This window comes from Streptomyces sp. KL109B, assembly GCF_030766935.1.
In the GTDB taxonomy this organism is placed as follows: Bacteria; Actinomycetota; Actinomycetes; order Streptomycetales; family Streptomycetaceae; genus Streptomyces.
In genome coordinates, this window is sequence record NZ_JASERL010000003.1 from 23,424 (window position 1) to 46,773 (window position 23,350).

A 23,350-nucleotide genomic window follows, 5' to 3' on the forward strand; every position below is an offset into this window, starting at 1 on the left:
CCCAGCCCCGCGCCTCAATCGTCGGCGGCGGGGTTCAGGTTGTCCGACCCCCGCAGCACGACCTCCTTGACGAAGACCGCCGCGATGAGTGCGACGAGCGCGACGGCGGAGCCCAGCAGGAACGCGGAGTGCGTGCCGGAGGAGACCGCGAACTGGTAGGCGTCCCGCACCTGCGCCGGCAGCTTCGCGATCGCGTCCGCGTTCAACTGCGCCGACTGCTCGGTGAACTTCCCGCCGAGCGCCCCGGCCTTCTCCGCCATGACGTCCTGCACCCGGTTGTTGAACAGCGCGCCCATGATGGCGACGCCGAACGACGAACCCAACGTACGGAACAGGGTCGTCGACGAGGACGCGACGCCCATGTCCTTCATCTCCACGCTGTTCTGCGCGACCAGCATCGTGATCTGCATCAGACAGCCCATCCCGGCGCCGAGCACGGCCATGTAGAGCCCGGACGTGAACCGCGAGGTCCCGGTGTCCATCTGCGCGAGCAGGAACAGCCCGACGATCATCAGCACGCTGCCCACCACCGGAAACACCTTGTACTTACCGGTGTTGGTGGTGACCCGGCCCGCGATCAGCGAGACGACCATCATCGAGAGCAGCATCGGAAGCAGCAGCAGACCGGAGTTGGTCGCGGACGCACCCTGCACGGACTGCTGGTACAGCGGCAGGAAGAGCACCGCGCCGAACATCACGAAGCCGGTGATGAAGCCGATCACGGACATCAGCGTGAAGTTGAGGTTGCGGAAGATGTGCAGCGGCACGATCGGCTCTGCGGCCTTGGTCTGCCAGAACACGAAGCCGACGAGCGCGGCGACACCGATCCCGATCAACTCCATGATCACGGCGGAGTCCCAGGCGTACTCGGTCCCGCCCCACGTGGTCACGAGGACGATCGAGGTGATGCCGACGGTGAGCAGCCCGGCCCCGAAGTAGTCGATGGAGTGCGCGGCCCGCTTCTTCGGCAGGTGCAGCACGGCGGTGATCGCGACGAGGGCGACGATGCCGAGCGGCACGTTGATGTAGAAGGCCCAGCGCCAGCCGAGGTGGTCGGTGAGGGTGCCGCCGACGAGCGGTCCGCCGATCATGGCGAGCGCCATCACGCCGGCCATCATGCCCTGGTACTTGCCCCGCTCCCGCGGCGGAATGAGGTCGCCGATGATGGCCATGACACCGACCATCAGCCCGCCGGCGCCGAGCCCCTGCACGGCCCTGAACCCGATCAACTGGCCCATGTCCTGGGCCATTCCGCTGAGCACGGAGCCGAGCAGGAAGATCACGATGGAGGTCAGGAAGGCGCCCTTCCTGCCGTACATGTCACCGATCTTGCCCCAGATCGGGGTGGAGGCGGCGGTCGCGAGCGTGTACGCGGTGACGACCCACGACAGATGCTCGAGCCCGCCCAACTCGCCGACGATGGTGGGCATCGCGGTGCCAATGATCATGTTGTCGAGCATGGCGAGCAGCATCGCGAGCATCAGCGCGAGCAGCACGACGCGCACGCTGCGTGGCTGTTTCGCCTGTGGTTCCTGATCCGGTCCTTGATCCGATATGGCGGGCTGTGCCGCTGCCTGTGCCATGGTCCCCACTCCCCTGTACCCCCCGGGACTTACTTGCCGCCCGGCTAGTTACCTACAATGGGGAAAGTAGAGCGCCAACTAGCCGGGCGTCAAGTAAGTTTTTTCCAAAGCACGACAAGGGCACGAAAGGCAGCCAGCCGATGGTCACGGGCAGCAGCAAGCCGCAGCAGCGCCGCGGGGACACCCGCCAGCGCATTCAGGACGTGACCTTGGAGCTCATCGCCGAGCAGGGGTACGAGAAGACCTCGCTGCGGGAGATCTCCGAGCGCCTCGGTGTGACGAAGGCCGCTCTCTACTACCACTTCAAGACCAAGGAAGACATCGTCGTCAGCCTCTTCACGGACCTGATGAAGCCGATCGACGACGTGATCGCGTGGGCCGCCGAGCAGCCGTCGACGCTGGAGGCCAAGCTCCAGATCCTGAGCCACTACTCGAACGCGCTCGCCGACGCGGCCCCGCTCTTCCGCTTCATGCAGGAGAACCAGGCGACGATGCGCGAGCTGAGCATCGGCGAGAACTTCAAGGAACGCATGACGTCCCTGCTCGACCATCTCCTGCCGGAGAACGTCACGCTGACCGACCGGGTCCGCTGCTTCAGCGCGCTGTTCTCGATGCACGCCGGAATGTTCGTCCTCAAGGACGTCGAAGGCGACCCCGAGGAGAAGCGCAAGGCCATCCTCGAGGTCGCCTCGGACCTGGTCACCCAGGCCCACAAGAACTACTGAGAACTACTCGGGCGGCAGCGCCTCAGACGCTCACGCCCTCCTTCTCCAGGAAGGAGACGGGGTTGATCGCCGAGCCGTAGTCCGCCGTCGTGCGGATCTCGAAGTGCAGGTGCGGGCCGCTGGAGTTGCCGGTGTCGCCGGACAGCGCGATGTGGTCGCCGGTCTCGACCTTGTCGCCGACCTTCACGTCGATCTTCGACAGGTGCGCGTACTGCGAGTACGTGCCGTCGCTGTGCTTGATGACGATGGCGTTGCCGTACGCGGAGCCGTCACCGGCGCCGTTGCCGCCGGCCTTGACGACGGTGCCGCCGTGCACGGCCATCACGTCGGTGCCGACCGGCACCGCGAAGTCCTGGCCGGAGTGGTGGCCGCTGGCCCACATGGCGCCGCCCTGCGAGTAGCCGGCGGAGAGCTCGTAGTCCTTGACCGGGTCGATCCAGGACTTGGCCTTCTTCTCCTCGGCCGCCTTCTTCTTCTCGTCGGCCTTCTTCTTGGCCTTCGCGGCGTTGTCGGCGGCCTTGGCCTGAGCGGTGGCCTGGGCCTCGACGGAGGTCGTCGTGGTGATCCCGGGCAGGGCGGTGGCCTCCGCCGAGTCGGCGACCGCGGCCCCGGTCCCGAGCAGCGCCGACACTCCGAACCCGGCGGCCACCACGGCGGCGCGCTTGCGGAGCATGGACGTGCCGGAATGGTGGGACTTGGTGCGCTTCGACATTCGGGGGACCTCTCGGGCTTCCGGAGCCTGGGAGGCTCTGGTTCTGGCTCTGGGACATGAACGGACCCGGCGCACACACTCGTGCTGCCGGGTCGGCCATCCCTTGGTAACCCGACCGCCCATCGCCGCCCAAAACGCCCATCTACGACACCCCCTCGTAGGCCCGCTCCGGAAATGGTCCCGGGCGACCGACCGTCCGACCTGGACGGAAGTCGTCCGATTTATGGCCTCATCCTGGGTTTAACTCCACTTCATCGATGTACGCCCAGGCCGCACGCGAGCTGCGGACACACTCCGACACCCGTACGGACAAATCACCGGAACCCATCGACCTCGTAACAGCCCGCCCAAAGCGCCCCCGCTCCACTATTTCCGCTAGTACGTGACACACGTCCTGTGCGGCAAGTCACCGACCGGCAAGATCCAACCCCATCCGAATGTGACCGGGGCTACGCTCCCGAGCCATGGATCCCGCTGCCCTCGGCACCCGTCTGGCAACGAGCGCGATCGCCCCCGCGCTCCGCAAACTCCTCGTCCAGGAAGGCCCGGGGGCCGGTCTCACCGACCGGCCGGTCCGCATCTCAGGGCTCGTCTCCTTCCGCGGCGAGAAGCGCACCCTCACGGAGCGGGACCTCGAACGCCTGGCCCGCAAGCTGGTCGACGCCGCCGCGGGCGGCCCTGGCGAGTCCCCGATCCCGTACGAGGATCAGGAGCCGGTCGTCCTCGCCCTCACCCGCACCCTGCACGCGCTCGGCGACCTGACCATGGACGACGTCCAGGCGGTCCGCCTCGGCCCGCGCGCCCTGGCCGACGCCCTGCGCCGCGCCGCCCCCACCCCCGAGCTCCCGGCCGACGCGACGCACTTCCTCGACTCGCTCACCCAGTGGGCCTGCGAACAGATCCTGCACTTCTTCACGCAGCGGTCCACGTTCGTGGCGCGGACACTGGTGGAGCAGAGCCGCGGCCAGGACGAACTCCTCGCCAAAACGGACCAGTTGATCGCCCGCACCCCGCCCGCCGACGCGGCCGACACCGCCTTCGAGGAGCGCTACGCCCGGTACGTCGCCGAGCGCCACCGGCACCTGACCATCTACGGCATCGACCTGCGCGAGGCCCCCGAACGCTGGCCCCTGGACGTGGCGTATCTGAGCCTGGAGGCGACGGCCGCGCCGACCGGCGTCCTCGACGGGGTCACGGAGGCGCCCGCCGCGACGGTCCGGATCCGCGCCGATGACGCGTTCGCCTCCGGCCACGACCGCGTACTGCTGCGCGGCGACGCCGGTTCCGGCAAGACGACGCTGATCCAGTGGCTGGCGACGCGGGCGGCGGCCGACGGGGAGCGGGTGCCGTTCGTACTGCCGCTGCGCACGCTGGCGTCTGCGGGCACGCTGCCGGACCCCGGGGCGTTCCTGACGGCGGTGTCCTGCCCACTGGCCGCGCCCGACGGGTGGGCGCGGCGCGTGCTCACCGCCTCCCGCGGCCTGGTCCTGGTGGACGGCCTCGACGAGATCCCCACGGCCGAGCGGAACCGGGTCCGCGACTGGCTGCTCGGCCTCGTCGCCGCGTACCCCGGCAACCGCTGGCTGCTGACCTCGCGCCCCACCGCCGTACGCCCCGGCTGGCTCGCCGACAGCGACTTCCGCGAGGTGCTGCTGCCGCCGATGCGGCCCGCCGACGTCGCCACGTTCGTGCACCGCTGGCACACGGCCGCCGACGCCCTCCCCTACGAAGCCCCCCTCCTGGACTCACTGCGCACCAAACGCGATCTGGCCCGACTCGCCACCAACCCCCTTATGTGCGGCCTCATTTGCGCCCTGCACCGCGAACGCCGCGGCTATCTCCCCACCGGACGCAAAGAACTCTACGACGCGGCACTGACAATGCTGCTGGCCCGCCGCGACCGCGAACGCGGCATGACCGTGCCCGAGCTGGGCGAGGAGGCCCAACTCGACCTCCTCCAGCACCTCGCGTACGCGCTCGTCCTCAGCGGCCGCACCGAGATGAGCCGCGAGGCCGCCATCGGCGCGCTGGAGCGCCGGCTGCCCGCGGTGGCCTCCGCGGCGGCGGTCGGCGACGCGCGGGACGTCCTGCGCACGCTGCTGCTCCGCAGCGGCCTGCTCCGCGAACCGGCCGCCGACACGGTCGACTTCACGCACCGCACCTTCCAGGACTACCTGGCCGCGCGGTACGCCGTGGAGGAGGGCCACGCGCTCCCCTTCGTGCAGCGCCTCGCGGACGACCCGCAGGGCGAGGACGCGATCCGGATGGCGGTCGCGCATGCCCGTCCCGGTGAACGGGCGCAGTTGTTGCGGGAGTTGCTCGACCCCGGCTCCGTACGCCTGACCCTCCTCGCGCTCGCCTGCCTGGAACACACGACGGCCCTCGACCCCGCGGTCCGCACCGAGGTGGAGCGGGCGGCGGCCTCCATGATCCCGCCGACCAACCCCGAAGCCGCCCACGAGGTGGCCGAAGCGGGTCCCTTGGCCCTGGAACTGCTGCCGGGCCCCGACGGGCTCACGGACGCGGAGGCGTACGGGGTGGTGATCACGGCCTCCCGCCTCGGAAGCACCGAACCGGCGGGCGCGCAAGGGGTGCTGCGCCGCTTCCGCGCGCACCCCTCATTGGACGTACGGCGTCAACTGGCGGGCACTTGGCGCCGGTTCCCCACCCGGGAGTACGCGGCCGAGGTGCTCGACCACGTGGGGCGTGAGGACCTGTTCATCACCTGCGAGACCGCCGAGCAGCGCGCCGCCCTGGCCGGAATGCGGCCCTGGCACCAGCTGGAGTTCCGCGGCCCGCACACGGTGCCCGACGTGGTCGCCGCGGCCCCGGCCCCGGACGCCGTGCGCCTCCTCTACTTCCAGGACAACCCGCTGGCAGGGGACCTCGGTGCGCTCACGGCCTTCCCCGCCCTGTCCGGGCTGTGGGTGGCGGGCTGCCCGTCCCTGCACGGTCTCGGCGCGCTGTCCGGACTGCCGCTGACCGACCTCACGTACGGGCACAGCGACCACACGGGCCTGGCCGCCCTGAACTCGCTGCACCGGCTGTCCCTCAACGGGGAGCTCCCGGCCGGCTCGCTCGCCGAGGCGCTGCCGACGCGGGCCCCGCTGGAATTCCTGTTCCTCGGCGGCGACACCATCCGCGACACCGGCCTGCGGGGCCTGGACGCCTGGCCCACGCTGACCATCCTGAGCCTCGGCCGCCTCACAACCGCCCCGACCGCCGAGGACTGGCGCCACGTCGCCGAACTCCCCGCCCTGACCCACCTCTACCTGAGCTCGGTGCTCTTCACCGACCACCCGGAGTCGATCGCGGCCCTGCCCGAACTCCCCGGCATCGAGGTGCTCCGCCTCGCGTCCCTGCACGGCACCGAGGACCTGGGCCCGCTCCCCCACCGCCTGCCCGGCGTACGGGAGCTGACCCTGCAGACGGCCCCCGGCGCGACCTTCCCGCGCGAGCGGTACGCCCGGCTGTTCCCGCAGGCGTGGGTCACCGTCGACCAGCGCTGACGCACAAAAACGGGTGGGCCCGAACCGCCCCGTCAGGGGAACGGTCCGGGCCCACCCGTATCAGGCTCGCCCCGGAGGGGTTACGCCTCCTTGCTCAGGTTCGGGCCGCCGCCGGCAGCCGCGTCCTCGATCGGCGGAGCGTCCGGCAGCGCCGACTTCTCCTCGCCGCGGAAGGTGAAGGTCTTGTTCTCGCCCTCGCCCTCCGTGTCCACGACCACGATGTGGCCCGGGCGCAGCTCGCCGAAGAGGATCTTCTCCGACAGGCTGTCCTCGACCTCGCGCTGGATCGTGCGACGCAGCGGACGCGCGCCGAGCACGGGGTCGTAGCCCTTCTTGGACAGCAGCTCCTTGGCGGACTGCGAGAGCTCGATGCCCATGTCGCGGTCCTTCAGGCGCTCGTCCACCTTCGAGATCATCAGGTCGACGATCTCCAGGATGTCGCCCTGGCTGAGCTGCGGGAAGACGACGACGTCGTCGACACGGTTGAGGAACTCGGGACGGAAGTGCTGCTTCAGCTCGTCCGACACCTTGTTCTTCATGCGCTCGTAGTTGGACTTCGAGTCGCCCTGGGCCGCGAAGCCGAGGTTGAAGCCCTTCGAGATGTCACGGGTTCCAAGGTTGGTCGTCATGATGATGACCGTGTTCTTGAAGTCCACGACACGACCCTGGGAGTCGGTCAGTCGACCGTCTTCAAGGATCTGCAGAAGCGAGTTGAAGATGTCCGGGTGGGCCTTTTCGACCTCGTCGAAGAGAACCACCGAGAACGGCTTGCGCCGCACCTTCTCCGTCAGCTGGCCGCCCTCTTCGTAACCCACGTAACCGGGGGGAGAACCGAAGAGCCGGGAAACCGTGTGCTTCTCGCTGAACTCCGACATGTCGAGGGAGATCAGCGCGTCCTCGTCGCCGAAGAGGAACTCGGCAAGGGCCTTGCTGAGCTCCGTCTTACCGACACCGGACGGGCCCGCGAAGATGAACGAACCACCGGGGCGCTTCGGGTCCTTCAGACCGGCCCGCGTACGACGGATCGCCCGGGAGAGCGCCTTGACGGCGTCCTTCTGGCCGATGACCCGCTTGTGGAGCTCGTCCTCCATGCGCAGCAGACGCGAGGACTCCTCCTCGGTCAGCTTGAAGACCGGAATGCCGGTGGCGGTCGCGAGGACCTCGGCGATCAGCTCGCCGTCGACCTCGGCGACGACGTCCATGTCGCCGGCCTTCCACTCCTTCTCGCGCTTGGCCTTCGCGGCGAGCAGCTGCTTCTCCTTGTCGCGGAGAGAGGCCGCCTTCTCGAAGTCCTGGGAGTCGATGGCCGACTCCTTGTCGCGGCGCACGCCCGCGATCTTCTCGTCGAACTCGCGGAGGTCCGGCGGCGCGGTCATCCGGCGGATGCGCATCCGGGAACCGGCCTCGTCGATCAGGTCGATCGCCTTGTCCGGCAGGAAGCGGTCCGAGATGTACCGGTCGGCCAGCGTCGCGGCCTGGACGAGGGCCTCGTCCGTGATGGAGACACGGTGGTGGGCCTCGTAGCGGTCGCGCAGACCCTTGAGGATCTCGATCGTGTGCGGCAGCGACGGCTCCGCGACCTGGATCGGCTGGAAGCGGCGCTCAAGGGCCGCGTCCTTCTCCAGGTGCTTGCGGTACTCGTCGAGCGTCGTCGCACCGATGGTCTGCAGCTCGCCACGCGCCAGCATCGGCTTGAGGATGCTCGCGGCGTCGATGGCGCCCTCGGCGGCACCCGCACCGACCAGCGTGTGCAGCTCGTCGATGAACAGGATGATGTCGCCGCGGGTGCGGATCTCCTTGAGGACCTTCTTCAGGCGCTCCTCGAAGTCACCGCGGTAGCGGGATCCGGCGACGAGCGCGCCGAGGTCGAGGGTGTAGAGGTGCTTGTCCTTGAGGGTCTCGGGCACCTCGCCCTTGACGATGGCCTGGGCGAGGCCCTCGACGACGGCGGTCTTGCCGACGCCGGGCTCACCGATCAGGACCGGGTTGTTCTTGGTCCGGCGCGACAGGACCTGCATGACGCGCTCGATCTCCTTCTCGCGCCCGATGACCGGGTCGAGCTTGGACTCACGAGCGGCCTGCGTCAGGTTGCGGCCGAACTGGTCGAGCACCAGGGACGTGGAGGGCGTGCCCTCGGCAGGACCGCCGGCGGTGGCGGTCTCCTTGCCCTGGTAACCGGAGAGCAGCTGGATGACCTGCTGCCGCACCCGGTTGAGGTCTGCGCCCAGCTTGACCAGGACCTGGGCGGCGACGCCCTCGCCCTCACGGATCAGGCCGAGCAGGATGTGCTCCGTGCCGATGTAGTTGTGGCCCAGCTGAAGGGCCTCGCGGAGCGACAGCTCCAGGACCTTCTTGGCACGGGGGGTGAAGGGGATGTGGCCGGACGGGGCCTGCTGGCCCTGCCCGATGATCTCCTCCACCTGCTGGCGGACCGCCTCGAGCGAAATCCCGAGGCTCTCCAGGGCCTTAGCGGCGACACCCTCGCCCTCGTGGATCAAGCCCAGGAGGATGTGCTCGGTGCCGATGTAGTTGTGGTTGAGCATCCGGGCTTCTTCCTGAGCCAGGACGACAACCCGCCGCGCGCGGTCGGTGAACCTCTCGAACATCGTTAATCGCTCCTCAGAGCGGTCAGGCAGTTAGGGGTCGGTCCCCTCCCTGTCCTTCCGCAGCTTAGTCCCGCAAGCGGGGACCGCTCATTCCATCTGCCGACACCCGTTCTTGGCCTCCTGCCCCGAACGCCGACAACTGCTCCAACCCGATGGTGCGAGACGATGTTCCCGCAGGCCAGGCAGATACCCTCACCATCAGTACGCCGATGGCGAACGCAGGCTGCCCGTCCCGCACGTGTCGCCCCTCCCACTAGGGAATGTCTTACCCGCACGGACTGACACTCCATGCGGCGCGCGCCGGTTCCCTCCGCTACGGGCGAACATCTTTGCGCCGCCCAACGCGCCCGTACGCCCCCATTCTGGACACACTCCGCAAGCGTACGGCGACAGCGCGTAACTCTGAAGCCCCGGCGGCTGTTGCTCCTGGCATGGTCCCCACCTCCGGCACGACCGTTCCCGCCCCCCGGACCCCTCTGCCCGAGACCGGACGCGATCCGGTCCGGCGGTGGTACGAGGACGAGCTCGGCTGGGCGACGGCGCCCGGCCCCGACGGCGTACTGCTGCGTACCGGGCTGCGCTTCGACGTCCTGGAGGTGCCGGCCGACGCCGGCTTCGCGATGCTGCGCAGACTCGATCCCCGGTCACCGGTGGCCGTGTGCGGGGAAACGATGCGCCTCCTCGTCGCTGCGGGCAGCGCGGAGGAGCTGCCGGGACTGCTCGACTGGCTGGAGTGGGGGGCGCTGCCCCTGGATCTCGTCGCCGTCGGAGCGGGCGGTCTCATGGACGCGCCGACGCCTCCGGGATGGTCCGGCTCGCAGGAGGCCGCCGTGTGGGTGCGGCCTCCCGAGCCCGGCTGCGAGGTGGAACCGGTGCTACCGGCCCTGACGACCCTGACGGCCGTCTCGACCTGGTCGGTCGTGGGGGGCGGTGGGGGCGCCCCCGATCTCGTACGCCTCGTGGACACGGCGGCGACTCACTGCCACCGGGCCCGGCTGCGTCGCGGTGCGGCCGCGACGACGTCCCCGTCAACAAAGCGACCAATGCGGCCGTCCCGTCAGCCGTTGGCCTTCTCGTAGGCCTCACGGATCGACTGGGGAACCCGGCCGCGGTCGTTGACCTCGTAGCCGTTCTCCTTCGCCCACGCGCGGATCTGCGCGGTGTCCTGGTTGCCGCCACTGGCCGCGGCGCGCGCCTTGCGACCGCTGGCGCGGCCACCGGTGCGACGGCCCGCCTTGACGAACTGCTCGAAGGCACCCCGGAGCTTGTCCGCATTGGCGGTGGAGAGGTCGATCTCGTACGACTTCCCGTCGAGCGCGAACGTCACCGTCTCGTCCGCCTCGCCACCGTCGAGGTCATCGACAAGAAGGACCTGAACCTTCTGTGCCACCGGATTTCCTTTCATCGAAATCTGAAGGGCGGCCCCGCGACCACGGCCGCTGTTTCGCCGTCCCCTTGTTATATGCAGTACTGCAGTACGTCGGAAAGCAAACCGCTTTTGCCCGAAAAACACAAACCCCTGGCTGAGATCCGGGAGAGATCCCGGAGTTGAACACTGCCCGCCGGGACCAAAAACATGCGCGATTCGGACATAGGGAACCGGCCCAAGCACGCATGCCGGAATACCGAACGGCGGCGATCACAGATGCAGAAGCATCCGGCTGTTGCCCAAGGTGTTCGGTTTCACTCGTTCGAGTCCGAGGAACTCTGCTACGCCCTCGTCATAGGAACGCAGCAGCTCGCTGTAGACATCGGTGTCAACCGTATCGACGGGCGTCTCACCGATCTCCACGAAGCCGTGCTTCGCGAAGAACTCGACTTCGAAGGTGAGGCAGAAAACCCGCCGAACACCGATCCAGCGCGCGGTCTGCAACAGCTTCTCGAGCAGCAGATGCCCGACGCCCGACCCCTTGACCTGCGGGTCCACCGCGAGTGTGCGGACTTCCGCGAGGTCTTCCCACATGACGTGCAGAGCGCCGCAGCCGACGAGCACCGCGTTGTCGTCGCGTTCCGCGACCCAGAACTCCTGGATGTCCTCGTAAAGCGTCACGGTGGCTTTGTCGAGCAGGATCCCCTGTCGGCTGTACGCGTCGAGCAGGCGGCGCACCTCCGGCACATCGGCCGTCCTCGCCCTGCGCACGGTGACCGCTTTAGTGGTCGATTCGACGGTTGACGCGACTTCGGGGAGCTCTGCTGGCATGTCCGGACGCTATCGCCCGGGCCCGCCGTCCGCTTCCGCGGGGCCCGACGGCACTTCGGACGGCACTTCGGACGGCACTTCGGCCACCTCTTCGCGCGGTACTTCGGCCGGAACTTCACTCGGCAGTTCGGGCGATACGATCCGCATGGCATCCCTGAGCGCCTCGCGCTGCTGCGGCGACATCATCCCGAAGAACGCGACGAGCGCGGCGGCGGGGTTGTCGCTCTGCCCCCAGGCCTCGTTCATCAGCGCGGCCGAGTACGCGGCCCGCGTGGAGACCGCCTCATATCGATAGGCCCGGCCTTCCGCTTCGCGGCGCACCCAGCCCTTCTGATGGAGATTGTCCAATACGGTCATGACGGTCGTATAGGCGATGGACCGTTCCTGTTGCAGGTCCTCCAGGACTTCCCTGACCGTGACCGGGCGGTTCCACTTCCACACCCGTGTCATCACTGCGTCTTCAAGTTCTCCCAATGGGCGCGGCACGAGAAGCACAATAGTGGGAGAAGTCGGTAATTCAACGCGGGACGTGGCGACGGACGTCAATCAATGACAAAAGGGGCGCCTCGTGGGCGCCCCTCGACAGGGCCGCGGTACCGCGCGCGCTGGTCTGCGGTGCGACTCAGGCGCTGGCGCCCGGCTGCGCGCCGCCGCCCTGCTTGGCGGCCTCGGCGCGCGCGATGGCTGCGTCGACGGCCGCGTCCTCCTTGGCCTTCTTGTCGCCGCCCTGAGACTTCACGATGGTCACGATCAGACCGATGAAGAACGCGGCCATCACTACCGGGGGCACGAGCGCGGAGACGTAGTCCATGCCCCCAGAGTAGCTATCCCGCGGCCAGCCGCCGCGACGGGGCCGGTGGCTGGGCGGGGCGGCGCTTGGGCGGGAAGACCTCGGCCGGGGTGGGGACGGGACGCTGCGGGGTCTCGGGCGCCGGCTTGGCGGGCTTGGCGCCGTCCGTCGACGCGAGGCCGCCCGGGAGGGCGAGCAGGTGCGTGCGGGAGGCCGGGACGCGGGGCCGGTACCGGGCGTCGAACTTGTCCCGTACGGCCTGTTCCGCCAGGTCGCGGCAGCGGTCGAAGAGGGCCGCCGCGGCCGGGTTCCCGGACAGCGCGCGCAGCGCAGAGAGGTCGTCGGCGCCGGGCTTGTGGCCCGCCGCCAGGGCCTCCTGGAGCAGGCTCAGATAGCCGGTGGCGGAGCCGGGCAGGGCGGCCCGGTAGCGGTCGAGGTCGGAGCTCAGGAAGGCCCGTAGACGGGCGCCTTCCCGGTTCGCCTCGTCGACCGACTCCGCGAGTCGGAGACAGTCCCGGACGTCCTCGTCCGAGGCGGGGCTTGGGTGGAGGGCGAGGGCGAGGGCGCGTCGGAGCACACGCAGCTCTTCTGCACCGAACGCCATGCCGCCGCGGTTTCCGTAGGGCGTGGGCATGGAAGGACGGTACGGCCTATTACGGACAAATCGGCTTAACCGGCAATTTCCCGGCGCGCCCTCGCGTGGGGGCGGTACGCACTCGCGCGGAGGCGGTGCGCCCTCGCACAGGGCCTCAGAGCCGCGACACGTTCCGCTCGTACACCAGGCGCAGGCCGATCAGCGTCAGCCACGGCTCGTGCTCGTCGATGACGGTGGCCTCGCCGAGGACCATCGGCGCGAGCCCGCCCGTCGCGATGACGGTCACGTCGTCCGGGTCGTCCGCGAGCTCGCGCGCCATCCGGTTCACGACGCCGTCGACCTGGCCCGCGAAGCCGTACACGATGCCCGACTGCATGGCCTCGACGGTGTTCTTGCCGATGACGCTGCGCGGCCTGGCCAGCTCGATCTTGCGGAGCTGGGCGCCGCGCATGCCGAGCGCCTCGACCGAGATCTCGATGCCGGGCGCGATCACGCCGCCCGTGTACTCGCCGCGCGCGGACACCGCGTCGAAGGTCGTCGCCGTGCCGAAGTCCACGACGATCGCCGGGCCGCCGAACATCTCGACGGCCGCGACCGCGTTGATGATGCGGTCGGCGCCGACCTCCTTGGGGTTGTCCATGAGGATCGGCACGCCGGTCTTGATGCCGGGCTCCACGAGGACGGCCGGTACGTCTCCGTAGTAGCGGCGGGTGACCTCGCGCAGCTCGTGCAGGACCGAGGGGACGGTCGAGCAGATGGCGATGCCGTCGATGCCGTCGCCGAGCTCGTCGCCGAGCAGCGGGTGCATGCCCATCAGGCCCTGGAGGAGGACGGCGAGTTCGTCGGCGGTCCTGCGCGCGTCCGTGGAGATGCGCCAGTGCTCGATGATCTCCTCGCCGTCGAACAGGCCGAGGACGGTATGGGTGTTGCCGACGTCGATGGTGAGCAGCATCAGGCGTCCGCCTCACGGAGGTCGAGGCCGACGTCCAGGATCGGTGAGGAGTGGGTGAGCGCGCCTACGGCGAGGTAGTCGACGCCGGTCTTCGCATACGTAGCGGCGTTTTCGAGGGTGAGACGGCCGGAGGACTCCAGGAGCGCGCGGCCGTCCGTGATCGCGACGGCCTCCTCGGTCTCGCCCGGCGTGAAGTTGTCCAGGAGGATCAGGTCGGCGCCCGCGTCAAGGACCTCGCGCAGCTGGTGCAGGGTGTCGACCTCGACCTCGATCGGCAGGCCGGGGAAGCGGTCGCGTACGGCCTGGAAGGCCTGCGCCACGCCTCCGGCGGCGACTACGTGGTTGTCCTTCACCAGGGCCGCGTCCGACAGGGACATGCGGTGGTTGACGCCGCCGCCCATGCGGACCGCGTACTTCTCCAGGGAGCGCAGGCCGGGCGTCGTCTTACGGGTGTCGCGGACCTTCGCCTTGGTGCCGTCCAGGACGTCCGCCCACGCGCGCGTGGCGGTCGCGATGCCGGAGAGGCGGCACACGATGTTGAGCGCGGTGCGCTCGGCCGTGAGCAGGTCGCGGGTGCGGGTGGTGACGGAGAGCAGCTTCTGGCCCGCCTCGATCCGGTCGCCGTCCTCCGCGTGCCGCTCGACCTCGAACTCGTCCGTGGCCACTACGGAGATGACCGCCTCGGCGACCCGCAGGCCCGCCACGACGCCCGCCTCGCGGGCCGTGAAGTCGGCGGTGGCGACGGCCTCTTCGGGGATCGTGGCGACGGTCGTGACGTCCACGCCGCCGTCCAGGTCCTCGGTGATCGCCATGTGGGCGATGTCCTCGATCTCGACCGGGTGCAGGTCCGCGTCGAGCAGCAACTGGGCGAGCGAGGGGTCGAGGCCGCACTCCATGACGTCGGTGCCGTTGTCGTCGATTCCCTGCGCGCAACCGCAGTTGTCGCCGCAGCCGCCGTCGTCGGCGAGGGGGAGGTCGGGGGTGTCGCTCACGTCGGTCACTGCTCCTGGGGGTTCTCTGGCATTGCCGGGAAATCTGCTGTGGGTGTGGTGTACGTGGCCAGAGTCCGGTCCGGATTCAGGCGTACGACGATGTGGCGGCGCCACATGGCATCGTCCCGGTCCGCGTGGTCCTCACGCCAGTGGCAGCCGCGGGTCTCCTCCCGGCGGCGCGCGGCGGCGACCAGGACGCGGGCGACGCACAGGAGGTTCGTGGCCTCCCAGGTGTCGACTCCCGGCTCGGCCGTCTTGCCGTTCTCCGTAAGGGAGTTGACGGCCTCTGCGTGGACGCGGCCGAGCTGGGCGGCGGCCTCGGCGAGGGAGTCCGCGGAGCGCAGGACGCCCGCGCCCGCCGTCATCACGCGCTGGATGGCGAAACGCGCCTCCGGGGGGAGGAGGGGGTGCGCCGGGGTCCGCGGGTGGTCCACGGGTGCGGGTACGCGCGCGTGGAGGCGGTCTTCCGTGTGCCGCGTGGTGATGTCGTCCGCGATGCGCTCGGCGTAGACCAGGCCCTCCAGAAGGGAATTGGAGGCCAGGCGGTTCGCGCCGTGGACGCCCGTGCAGGCGACCTCGCCGCACGCGTAGAGGCCCGGCACCGTGGTCCGCCCGTGCAGGTCGGTGCGGACGCCTCCGGAGGCGTAGTGCGCGGCGGGGGCGATCGGGATCGGCTCGGTGACCGGGTCGATGCCGTGGGCGCGGCAGGCGGCGAGGATCGTGGGGAACCGGTTCTCCCACATGTCGGCGCCGAAGTGCCGCGCGTCCAGGTACATGTGCTCGGCGCCGAGCTCCTGCATGCGGCGCGTGATGCCCTTGGCGACGATGTCGCGGGGCGCCAGTTCGGCGAGTTCGTGCTGGCCCACCATGAAGCGCACGCCGTCCGCGTCCACCAGGTGCGCGCCCTCGCCGCGTACGGCTTCGGAGACGAGCGGCTGCTGGCCCTCGGCGTCCGCGCCAAGGAACAGCACGGTGGGGTGGAACTGGACGAATTCCAGGTCGCTGACCTCGGCTCCCGCGCGCAGGGCGAGCGCGACGCCGTCGCCGGTGGACACGTGCGGGTTCGTGGTGGCGGAGAAGACCTGGCCCATGCCGCCGGTCGCGAGGACCACGGCGGGCGCCAGGACGGCGCCGACACCGTCGTGCTGGCCCTCGCCCATGACGTGCAGGGAGACGCCGGCCGTACGGCCTTCGGTGTCCGTCAACAGGTCGAGGACCAGGGCGTTTTCGACTGTGCGCAGTCCACGCGCGCGTACCGCCTCGACGAGCGCGCGGGAGATCTCGGCTCCGGTCGCGTCGCCGCCCGCGTGCACGATGCGGCGGCGGTGGTGGCCGCCCTCGCGGGTCAGTTGGAGGTCGCCGTCCTCGGACGCGTCGAAGTGCGCGCCGGTCTCGATGAGGCGGCGTACGGCGCCGGGGCCCTCGGTGACGAGGGTGCGTACGGCCGCCTCGTCGCACAGTCCGACGCCGGCGACCAGGGTGTCTTCCAGGTGCTGCTCGGGGGTGTCGCCCTCGCCGAGCGCCGCCGCGACGCCGCCCTGCGCCCAGCGCGTGGAGCCTTCGTCGAGGCTGGCCTTGGTGACGACGACCGTGCGCAGGCCCGCGGCCTGGCAGCGCAGCGCCGCGGTGAGGCCCGCGACGCCGGAGCCGACGACCACGACGTCGGCCTCGACGTTCCAGCCGGGGGCGGGGGCGTGGAGCCGTATGCCGGTACTGCTCACTGTTGGCCTCCGAACGTGAGGGGCAGGTTGTCGATGAGGCGGGTGGCGCCCACGCGCGCGGCGACCGCGAGCACTGCCTCGCCCTCGAAGCCGTCGGTCACGTCGGTGAAGTCGCGCGGGTCGACGAGGGCCACGTAGTCGAGCTGCACGGGTGGCTGGAGGCGCTTCGCCTCGTCGAGGACCTGGCGGGCCGCCGCGAGGACGGCCGAGGGACAGCCCGGGGACGCCGTGGCGACGGCGTGCGCGTCGGCGGCGGCCCGGGCCTCGCCTATCTTGCCGAGGGCCTTGGCCCGCGCGCGCGGGGTCGGGCTCTCGGCGGCACGCGCGCGAAGGGCCTCCTGCGCGGCGTGCCGGTCGCGGCCGGTGAACAGGGCCTCGGAGAGGGCCAGCGCGGTGCGGCGCTCGGCCGGGGACAGGTAGCGGTTGCGGGAGGACAGCGCGAGCCCGTCCTCCTCCCGGACCGTGGGCACGGCGACGATCTCCACGTCGAAGTTGAGATCGCGCACCATGCGCCGCACCAGGGCGAGTTGCTGCGCGTCCTTCTGGCCGAAGAGGGCCACGTCCGCGCGCGTGAGATGCAGCAGCTTCGCGACCACGGTGAGCATGCCGTCGAAGTGGCCGGGCCGCGAGGCGCCTTCGAGGCGCTCCCCCATGGGGCCGGCCGTGATGCGGATCTCGGGCTGCCCGCCCGGATAGACCTCGTCCACTGAGGGCGCGAACACGGCGTCCGCGCCCGCCTGTTCGGCGACCTTGACGTCGGCGTCCAGGGTGCGCGGATAGCGGTCGAGGTCCTCGCCCGCGCCGAACTGCAGCGGATTCACGAAGACGGTGACGACCACTTCGCCGTCCGCGCCCGCGCGCGCCCTGGCGGAGCGGATCAGGGTGGCGTGCCCTTCGTGCAGGGCGCCCATGGTCATGACGACGACGCGCTGCCCGGTACGCGTGCGTGGCCGCATGTCCTCGCCCTTGTGGAGGAGCCGCGTACGGGAGGTCAGCGTGGCGTCGGCCGGGGTCTCGGCGGGGCTTACGGGGCCCACCGGGCTCATCGGGCTCATCAGGTCTCCTCCGTACCGGTCGCGAGGACGCCCAGCAGGTCCTCGGCGAGCTCCGGCTTCAGCAGGCCGTGCGCGAGCGCGCGGTCGGCGGTCGCGCGGGCCATCGCGAGATAGCCGGCGACGGTCTGCGGGGCGTGCTTGCGCAACTCCGCGACGTGGGCGGCGACGGTGCCCGCGTCGCCGCGCGCCACCGGGCCCGTGAGGGCCGCGTCGCCGGACCTGAGGGCGTTGTCGAGCGCCGCGCCGAGCAGCGGGCCGAGCATCCGGTCGGGGGCGCCGACGCCCGCCTCACGGAGCAGTTCCATGGACTCCGCGATCAGGGTCACCAGGTGGTTCGCGCCGAGCGCGAGGGCCGCGTGGTAGAGCGCGCGGTTCTCCTCGGCGATCCACTCGGGCTCGCCGCCCATCTCGATGACCAGGGCCTCCGCGGCGAGCCGCAGCTCCTCGGGCGCGGTCACACCGAACGAGCAGCCCGCCAGGCGCTGGACGTCCACGGCGGTGCCGGTGAACGTCATCGCGGGGTGCAGCGCGAGCGGCAGCGCGCCCGCGCGCAGCGCCGGTTCGAGGACCTTCGTGCCGTACCGTCCCGAGGTGTGCACGAGCAGCTGTCCAGGGCGTACGGCGCCGGTCTCGGCGAAGCCCTCGACCAGGCCGGGCAGTACGTCGTCGGGGACGGTGAGCAGCACCAGGTCGGCCTGCGCGAGGACCTCGGCGGGCGGCACCAGGGGCACGTCGGGCAGCAGCGTCGCGGCCCTGCGCACGGAGGCGTCGGAGACTCCGGAGGCGGCGACGGGGCGGTGCCCGGCCAGTTGCAGGGACGCGGCGAGCGCGGGGCCGACGCGGCCCGCGCCGACGACGCCCACGGTGAGGCGGGCGGGGCGGTCCTTGGGGGCAGTGGGCTCGTTGGGGTCGGATCGCGGGTTCGGAGGGGGTGTTGTCACGAGGCGATGGCCTTCCGTTCCAGTCCGCTCGGGGTACCGGACGATTTCTCGTCATGTTAACGCTATCTGTCTGCGCGAGGCCCGGCTGTCCACAGGCTGTGGGCAAGCGCACGCCGGTGCGCCATGATCGTCGAATGGACGACACCGCCGACACCGCCGAGCCCGCCGAAGACACCGCGACCGCCGAGGCCGCCGAGGAATCCGCGAAGACGCAGGCGGAACGGCTGCTCACGGCCCTGCGGGGCGCCAAGCGCACGCTGGCCCGCAGGCCGAACGAGGCTACGTTGGGCGAGCGGTTGGAAGGCCTCTCCAGCGCCGCGGCGGAGGTCGTCGACCTGTCCGACGGCGTCGACGTCTACGGCGACGGCGTCGTGGCCGACCTGGAGGCGCGGGTCGCCGCGCTGCTCGGCAAGGAGGCCGCCGCGTTCTTCCCCACCGGCACCATGGCCCAGCAGATCGCGCTGCGCTGCTGGGCGGGCCGCACCGGCAACTCCACGGTGGCCCTGCACCCGCTGGCCCACCCCGAGGTGCACGAGCGCGAGGCGCTGACCACGGTGTCGGGGCTGCGCACGGTGCACCCCACGACCGCGGCACGGCAGATCGGCGCGGACGACGTGCACGACCTGGCCGAGCCGTTCGGGACGCTGATGCTCGAACTGCCGCTCAGGGAGCCCGGGTTCCTGCTCCCCACCTGGGAGGAGCTCACGGAGGTCTGCGAGGCGGCACGCGCGCGTGACGCCGTGATCCACTTCGACGGGGCGCGTCTGTGGGAGGCCACGACGCACTTCGGGCGCCCACTGGAGGAGATCGCGGAGCTCGCGGACAGCGTGTACGTGTCGTTCTACAAGTCGCTCGGCGGCCTCGGCGGCGCGGTGCTCGCGGGCCCGCGCTCGCTCGTCGGCGAGGCGAAGGCGTGGCGGCACCGCTACGGGGGCCGGCTCTTCCAGCAGTTCCCGCAGGCGATCGCGGCGCTGGTGGGTCTTGAGCGGGAGTTGCCGCGGCTGCCCGAATACGTCGCTCACGCGCGCGTGGTCGCGCGGGCGCTGCGGGAGGGCTTCGCCGAGGCCGGTGTCACGGGGGCGCGTCTCCTGCCGGAGGTGCCGCACACGCACCAGTTCCGGATCTGGCTGCCCTACGACGCCGAGGCACTCACGGAGGCCGGGATCGCGCAGGCCCAGGAGACGCGGACGGCGTTGTTCGGGCGCTGGTCGGACGAGGGCGCGGTGCCGGGGTTCGCGACGGCGGAGGTCACGGTCGACTCGGCGGGCCTGGAGTGGGGCCCCGACGACGTCCGCGCGGCCGTCGCGGACTTCGTACGACGCGTCCCTTCGTAGGCCGCTCGCCGGTCACGGGGACCGGTAACGGGCCGGACCGGGGTCAGCAGCCGGCCGGGTGGCTGCGGCGGCCCGAGAAGCGGCGGCCGGACAGGCGGCGCGCCGACAGGCGGCGGGCCAGGGCCGCGCGGATCCGGCCGCGGGCCGGGCGCTCCGCCACGACCGCCTGGAACCGGCGGTAGTCGCGCAGTTCACGCAGGGCGGCCACATCGTGCCGACCGGGGGCCGGCGGGGCCGCTTCGCCGCGCTTCGCGGCTCGGTAGAGGTCAAGTGCGTACTGCTGGGTGACGCTCATGTCGATTACCTCGCTCATCGTCTCTATTGTCGCGCCGCGCCCCGTAATCAGCCTGTTTGCTGCGCTTCGGGGCCGATGACTACGAGATTGCGCCCGGCGCCGTCGCCCGGTCACGTCGATTGACGGGAGCCGTCAATCGACGACCCGGCTGTCAGTGGTGGCGGGCACCATGGGGTCATGAGCGTGAGCATCGACATCACGGGCCTGGCGCCCGAGCGCATCGACGTCGTGCCCTCGCCCCTGGCCGAGCTCGGCACGGCGCTGCACGCGCTGTCGGAGCCCGCGCACCATCCGGGGCTGCAGGGCTGGACGACCAGCGTGTCCACGCGCCTGGACGCGTGCCTCGCGGACCGGCTCTGCGAGGCGGACTTCCTGTGGCGGACGACGTTCTCCGACGTCTTCATGCCGTTCGCCGGGATTCCGGGGAAGCGGACGCTGCCGGGTGCCACGCTCGCCGAGGACCTCGACCTGCTCGACGAGCTCTCCGACGAGCAATTCGTGGACGCCGCCCTGGAGTTCACCTGCCAGCTCTCCTACGGGAGCCCCGGCCACGGCCGCCTGTCGGACCCGCACACCCGGGACCGCGCCCTCGACCTCGCGGCCGCGCGCGGAGCGCACCAAGTGCGGTTCACCAAGCGGCTCCTGGAGGACCCGCCGACGGTACGGGCCTGGTTCCGCAAGCTGATGGAGGACTGCGACGAAGCGTTCTTCGCGGACGTGTGGGCGCGCCTGCGGCACCAGCTGACGGCGGACGCGCGGCACAAGAAGGAGCTGCTGCGCCGCAAGGGGACACGGGAGGGGCTGTCGTCCGTGTCCACGTCGGTCTCGGTGGACGAGTCGGGGAGCCTCGTCACCGTCGACAAGGTCTTCGACGCGCGCACGGCGTCCGCGCGGGACGGCCTCACCCTGATGCCGACGAGCCTCGGCTGGCCCCACCTGGTGGTGCTGCACCGGCACGGCTGGCAGCCGGTGATCCACTACCCCGTGGCCTCACCGGGGCTCGCCTCGCCGCCCTCCGTCGAGCAGTTGACGCAAAGGATGGCGGCGCTCGCCCACCCGGTCCGGATGCGCCTGTGCCGGCACCTCGCCCGCGGCCCGTACACGACGAGCGAACTGGCCGACTCGCACGGGATGACGGCGCCTGAGATATCCCGGCACGTGTCGGTCCTGAAGAAGGCCGGCCTGATCACGACGCGGCGGCGCGGCCGCTACGTACAGCACCAACTGGACCTGAGCATCGTCTCGCGCCTCGGCGGGGACTTCATCGAGGGGGTGCTGCGCTAGGGCCGGGGCCGGGGCTCAGGCCCCCGCGCCGCCCGCCCGGACGAGGCCCGTCTCGTAGGCGAGGACGACGACCTGGACCCGGTCACGTAGATCGAGCTTGGTCAGGATGCGGCCCACGTGGGTCTTCACCGTGGCCTCGGACAGGACCAGGCGCGCGGCGATCTCGCCGTTCGAGTGGCCCTGGGCGACCAGGACCATGACCTCGCGCTCCCGCTCGGTGAGCCGTTCGAGGCGGCCCAGCTGCGGCTGGTCGGGGCCGCTCGGCAGCATCGGGGCGAAGCGGTCGAGCAGCCGCCTGGTCGTGGACGGGGCGACCACCGCGTCGCCGCTGTGCACGGCCCGGATCGCGGTGAGCAGCTCGCCCGGCGGCACGTCCTTGAGCATGAAGCCGGAGGCGCCCGCGCGCAGCCCCGAGAAGGCGTACTCGTCGAGGTCGAACGTGGTCAGGATGAGGACCTTGGGCGAGTCGGGATCGGCACAGATCCGCCGCGTCGTCTCGACGCCGTCGAGCTTCGGCATGCGTACGTCCATGAGCACCACGTCCACGGACGTTGTACGTAGTACCTCCAGCGACTCGACGCCGTCGCCCGCCTCGGCGACGACCTCCATGTCCGGCTGCGCGGCGAGCACCATCCGGAAGCCGGTGCGCAGCAGCACCTGGTCGTCGACGAGCATGACCTTGATCGACATCGGGCGGTCCTCACCTTGTACGTGTCAGTGGACGGGACTTGTACGTGTCAGTGGGCGGGCTTGAGCGGCAGCAGCGCGCTGATGCGGAAGCCGCCGCCGGGCCGCGGGCCCGCGTCCAGCGTGCCGCCGACCATACCGACGCGCTCGCGCATCCCGATGAGGCCGTGGCCGCGGCCGTCCGCGCCCCCGTCCTCGTACAGCTCGTGCGGGGCGCCCTTGCCGTCGTCCTCGACGAGCAGGCCGAGGCCGTCGTCGAAGTAGACGAGGCGGACGCTTGCGCCCGCGTTCGGACCGCCGTGCTTACGGGTGTTGGTGAGGGCTTCCTGGACGATGCGGTAGGCGGTCAGCTCGACGCCGCTGGGCAGCGGGCGCGGGGTGCCCTCAACCTTGAAGTCGACCGGGAGGCCGGAGGTGCGGACCTGCTCGACGAGCTCCTCTATCTGCTCGACGTCGGGCTGCGGAACGTACTCGCCGGCCTCCTCGTGCTCCCCGGTGCGCAGCACGCCGAGCAGCCTGCGCATCTCCGCGAGCGCCTGCCGCCCGGTGCCGGAGATCGTCTCCAGGGCCTTCTTGGCCTGGTCGGGCGCCTGGTCGAGGACGTACGCGGCGCCGTCGGCCTGCACGACCATCACCGACACGTTGTGCGCGACGACGTCGTGCAACTCGCGCGCGATGCGCGCCCGTTCGGCCGCCACCGCGACCTTCGACTGCGCCTCGCGCTCCTTCTCCAGGCGGTCGGCGCGCTCCTCCAGCTGTGCCAGGTACGCGCGCCTGGTGCGCAGCGAGTCGCCGAGCACCCAGGCGAGGGCGAACGGCACCATCTGGAAGACGGTGACGAGGATGTGCTGCGCCGTGGTGCTGCTGTCGGCGACGGTGGGCCAGCGCAGCTGGGAGAGCGGCGCCGCGAGCAGCCCGCCGATCAGGCCGAGCCGGGACGCCCAGCGCGGACCGCTCACCGCACACGTGTAGATGATGACCAGCATCGCGAAGTCCGACGGGTTGACCCGCGCGTCGAACACCAACTGGCCGAGACCCGTCGCCACGGCGAGCAGCAGCATCTTGTCCGGCATCCGGCGGCGCAGCAGGACCACCAGGGACATCAGGGCGGAGCTGACGAACAGCGCCGCCTCGCTCCCGTCCGTCGCACCGACCGTGCCGCTCGAGCTCACCACGGACATGCCGAAAAGAATCACGGCCCAGAAGCCGTCGACCCATGTCGGGTGTCTGCGGATGAAGTCGTAGACGCGCTGCACGTAACCCAGAGTAGGGAAGCGTGCAGCGTGCAGGGGTCAACCGGAGGGCCGATCCGGACCCGGCGCGCGTACTCCTGAAGGTGGAGGCACCCCACGGCGCACGCGCCGGGCGC

The 23,350-nt window shown here is 70.7% G+C and carries 21 protein-coding genes; 5 read left to right on the forward strand and 16 right to left on the reverse strand.

Annotated features, from left to right (window positions below; genetic code table 11):
• Positions 1 to 14: 14 nt before the first annotated feature.
• Positions 15 to 1,583 (reverse strand): MDR family MFS transporter, encoded by a 1,569-nt coding sequence (locus RBJ65_RS11420; RefSeq protein ID WP_306318621.1) that lies wholly within the window; start codon positions 1,581 to 1,583, stop codon positions 15 to 17.
• A gap of 140 nt (positions 1,584 to 1,723) precedes the next feature.
• On the opposite strand from RBJ65_RS11420, the gene RBJ65_RS11425 reads away from it, so the two are divergent.
• Positions 1,724 to 2,308: a TetR/AcrR family transcriptional regulator gene (locus tag RBJ65_RS11425; RefSeq protein WP_306318620.1), complete on the forward strand. Its 585-nt coding sequence runs from the start codon at positions 1,724 to 1,726 to the stop codon at positions 2,306 to 2,308.
• A 22-nt stretch (positions 2,309 to 2,330) separates the two neighbouring features.
• Here RBJ65_RS11425 and RBJ65_RS11430 read toward each other — a convergent pair whose 3' ends face one another.
• Positions 2,331 to 3,020 carry a M23 family metallopeptidase gene (locus tag RBJ65_RS11430; RefSeq protein WP_306318619.1) on the reverse strand — a complete coding sequence of 230 codons (690 nt, stop codon included), beginning with the start codon at positions 3,018 to 3,020 and terminating at the stop codon, positions 2,331 to 2,333.
• Between the two features lie 464 nt (positions 3,021 to 3,484).
• Here RBJ65_RS11430 and RBJ65_RS11435 point away from each other — a divergent pair, with 464 nt between their 5' ends.
• Positions 3,485 to 6,529 carry an NACHT domain-containing NTPase gene (locus RBJ65_RS11435; protein ID WP_306318618.1) on the forward strand — a complete coding sequence of 1,015 codons (3,045 nt, stop codon included), beginning with the start codon at positions 3,485 to 3,487 and terminating at the stop codon, positions 6,527 to 6,529.
• An 80-nt stretch (positions 6,530 to 6,609) separates the two neighbouring features.
• On the opposite strand, the gene RBJ65_RS11440 is transcribed toward RBJ65_RS11435, so the two are convergent.
• Positions 6,610 to 9,135 (reverse strand): ATP-dependent Clp protease ATP-binding subunit, encoded by a 2,526-nt coding sequence (locus tag RBJ65_RS11440; protein WP_306318617.1) that lies wholly within the window; start codon positions 9,133 to 9,135, stop codon positions 6,610 to 6,612.
• Positions 9,136 to 9,566: 431 nt separating this feature from the next.
• Between RBJ65_RS11440 and RBJ65_RS11445 the strand changes: the two genes are divergently transcribed.
• Positions 9,567 to 10,214, forward strand: coding sequence for an SCO3374 family protein (locus RBJ65_RS11445; protein ID WP_306318616.1), 648 nt, complete (start codon positions 9,567 to 9,569; stop codon positions 10,212 to 10,214).
• On the opposite strand, the gene RBJ65_RS11450 is transcribed toward RBJ65_RS11445, so the two are convergent.
• The 10 genes from RBJ65_RS11450 to RBJ65_RS11495 form a co-directional block, all read right to left on the reverse strand.
• Positions 10,193 to 10,525, reverse strand: coding sequence for an Lsr2 family protein (locus tag RBJ65_RS11450; RefSeq protein ID WP_306318615.1), 333 nt, complete (start codon positions 10,523 to 10,525; stop codon positions 10,193 to 10,195). The genes RBJ65_RS11445 and RBJ65_RS11450 overlap by 22 nt on opposite strands.
• A gap of 249 nt (positions 10,526 to 10,774) precedes the next feature.
• On the reverse strand, positions 10,775 to 11,335 hold the full coding sequence (locus RBJ65_RS11455) for an amino-acid N-acetyltransferase (RefSeq protein ID WP_306318614.1): 561 nt from the start codon (positions 11,333 to 11,335) through the stop codon (positions 10,775 to 10,777).
• Positions 11,336 to 11,344: 9 nt separating this feature from the next.
• Positions 11,345 to 11,821, reverse strand: a complete 477-nt coding sequence (locus RBJ65_RS11460; protein WP_306318613.1) for a BlaI/MecI/CopY family transcriptional regulator — start codon at positions 11,819 to 11,821, stop codon at positions 11,345 to 11,347.
• Between the two features lie 136 nt (positions 11,822 to 11,957).
• Entirely contained in the window at positions 11,958 to 12,146 is a 189-nt protein-coding gene (locus RBJ65_RS11465) for a hypothetical protein (RefSeq protein ID WP_306318612.1), read from the reverse strand.
• 13 nt (positions 12,147 to 12,159) lie between these two features.
• On the reverse strand, positions 12,160 to 12,759 hold the full coding sequence (locus tag RBJ65_RS11470) for a hypothetical protein (protein ID WP_306318611.1): 600 nt from the start codon (positions 12,757 to 12,759) through the stop codon (positions 12,160 to 12,162).
• A 115-nt stretch (positions 12,760 to 12,874) separates the two neighbouring features.
• Positions 12,875 to 13,672, reverse strand: a complete 798-nt coding sequence (locus tag RBJ65_RS11475; protein ID WP_306318610.1) for a type III pantothenate kinase — start codon at positions 13,670 to 13,672, stop codon at positions 12,875 to 12,877.
• A complete protein-coding gene (gene nadC / locus RBJ65_RS11480) occupies positions 13,672 to 14,673 on the reverse strand; it encodes a carboxylating nicotinate-nucleotide diphosphorylase (RefSeq protein WP_306318609.1) in 1,002 nt (333 codons plus the stop codon). Before nadC ends, RBJ65_RS11475 begins: the two co-directional genes overlap by 1 nt.
• A complete protein-coding gene (locus RBJ65_RS11485) occupies positions 14,670 to 16,385 on the reverse strand; it encodes an L-aspartate oxidase (RefSeq protein ID WP_306318608.1) in 1,716 nt (571 codons plus the stop codon). The genes nadC and RBJ65_RS11485 overlap by 4 nt, the downstream gene beginning before the upstream one ends.
• The gene (panC, locus tag RBJ65_RS11490; protein ID WP_306318650.1) at positions 16,382 to 17,341 is read right to left on the reverse strand and encodes a pantoate--beta-alanine ligase; all 960 of its coding nucleotides are present in this window, start codon (positions 17,339 to 17,341) and stop codon (positions 16,382 to 16,384) included. Before panC ends, RBJ65_RS11485 begins: the two co-directional genes overlap by 4 nt.
• Before the next feature lie 98 nt (positions 17,342 to 17,439).
• Entirely contained in the window at positions 17,440 to 18,381 is a 942-nt protein-coding gene (locus RBJ65_RS11495; protein WP_306318607.1) for a Rossmann-like and DUF2520 domain-containing protein, read from the reverse strand.
• Between the two features lie 134 nt (positions 18,382 to 18,515).
• On the opposite strand from RBJ65_RS11495, the gene RBJ65_RS11500 reads away from it, so the two are divergent.
• A complete protein-coding gene (locus tag RBJ65_RS11500) occupies positions 18,516 to 19,715 on the forward strand; it encodes a low specificity L-threonine aldolase (protein ID WP_306318606.1) in 1,200 nt (399 codons plus the stop codon).
• Positions 19,716 to 19,758: 43 nt separating this feature from the next.
• On the opposite strand, the gene RBJ65_RS11505 is transcribed toward RBJ65_RS11500, so the two are convergent.
• Positions 19,759 to 20,028: a hypothetical protein gene (locus RBJ65_RS11505; protein ID WP_372341248.1), complete on the reverse strand. Its 270-nt coding sequence runs from the start codon at positions 20,026 to 20,028 to the stop codon at positions 19,759 to 19,761.
• A gap of 159 nt (positions 20,029 to 20,187) precedes the next feature.
• Between RBJ65_RS11505 and RBJ65_RS11510 the strand changes: the two genes are divergently transcribed.
• A complete protein-coding gene (locus tag RBJ65_RS11510) occupies positions 20,188 to 21,294 on the forward strand; it encodes a DUF5937 family protein (protein ID WP_306318605.1) in 1,107 nt (368 codons plus the stop codon).
• A 15-nt stretch (positions 21,295 to 21,309) separates the two neighbouring features.
• On the opposite strand, the gene RBJ65_RS11515 is transcribed toward RBJ65_RS11510, so the two are convergent.
• Both RBJ65_RS11515 and RBJ65_RS11520 read right to left on the reverse strand, forming a co-directional pair.
• Positions 21,310 to 21,984, reverse strand: a complete 675-nt coding sequence (locus tag RBJ65_RS11515) for a response regulator transcription factor (protein ID WP_306318604.1) — start codon at positions 21,982 to 21,984, stop codon at positions 21,310 to 21,312.
• A gap of 47 nt (positions 21,985 to 22,031) precedes the next feature.
• Positions 22,032 to 23,237 (reverse strand): sensor histidine kinase, encoded by a 1,206-nt coding sequence (locus RBJ65_RS11520; RefSeq protein ID WP_306318603.1) that lies wholly within the window; start codon positions 23,235 to 23,237, stop codon positions 22,032 to 22,034.
• Positions 23,238 to 23,350: the final 113 nt, after the last annotated feature.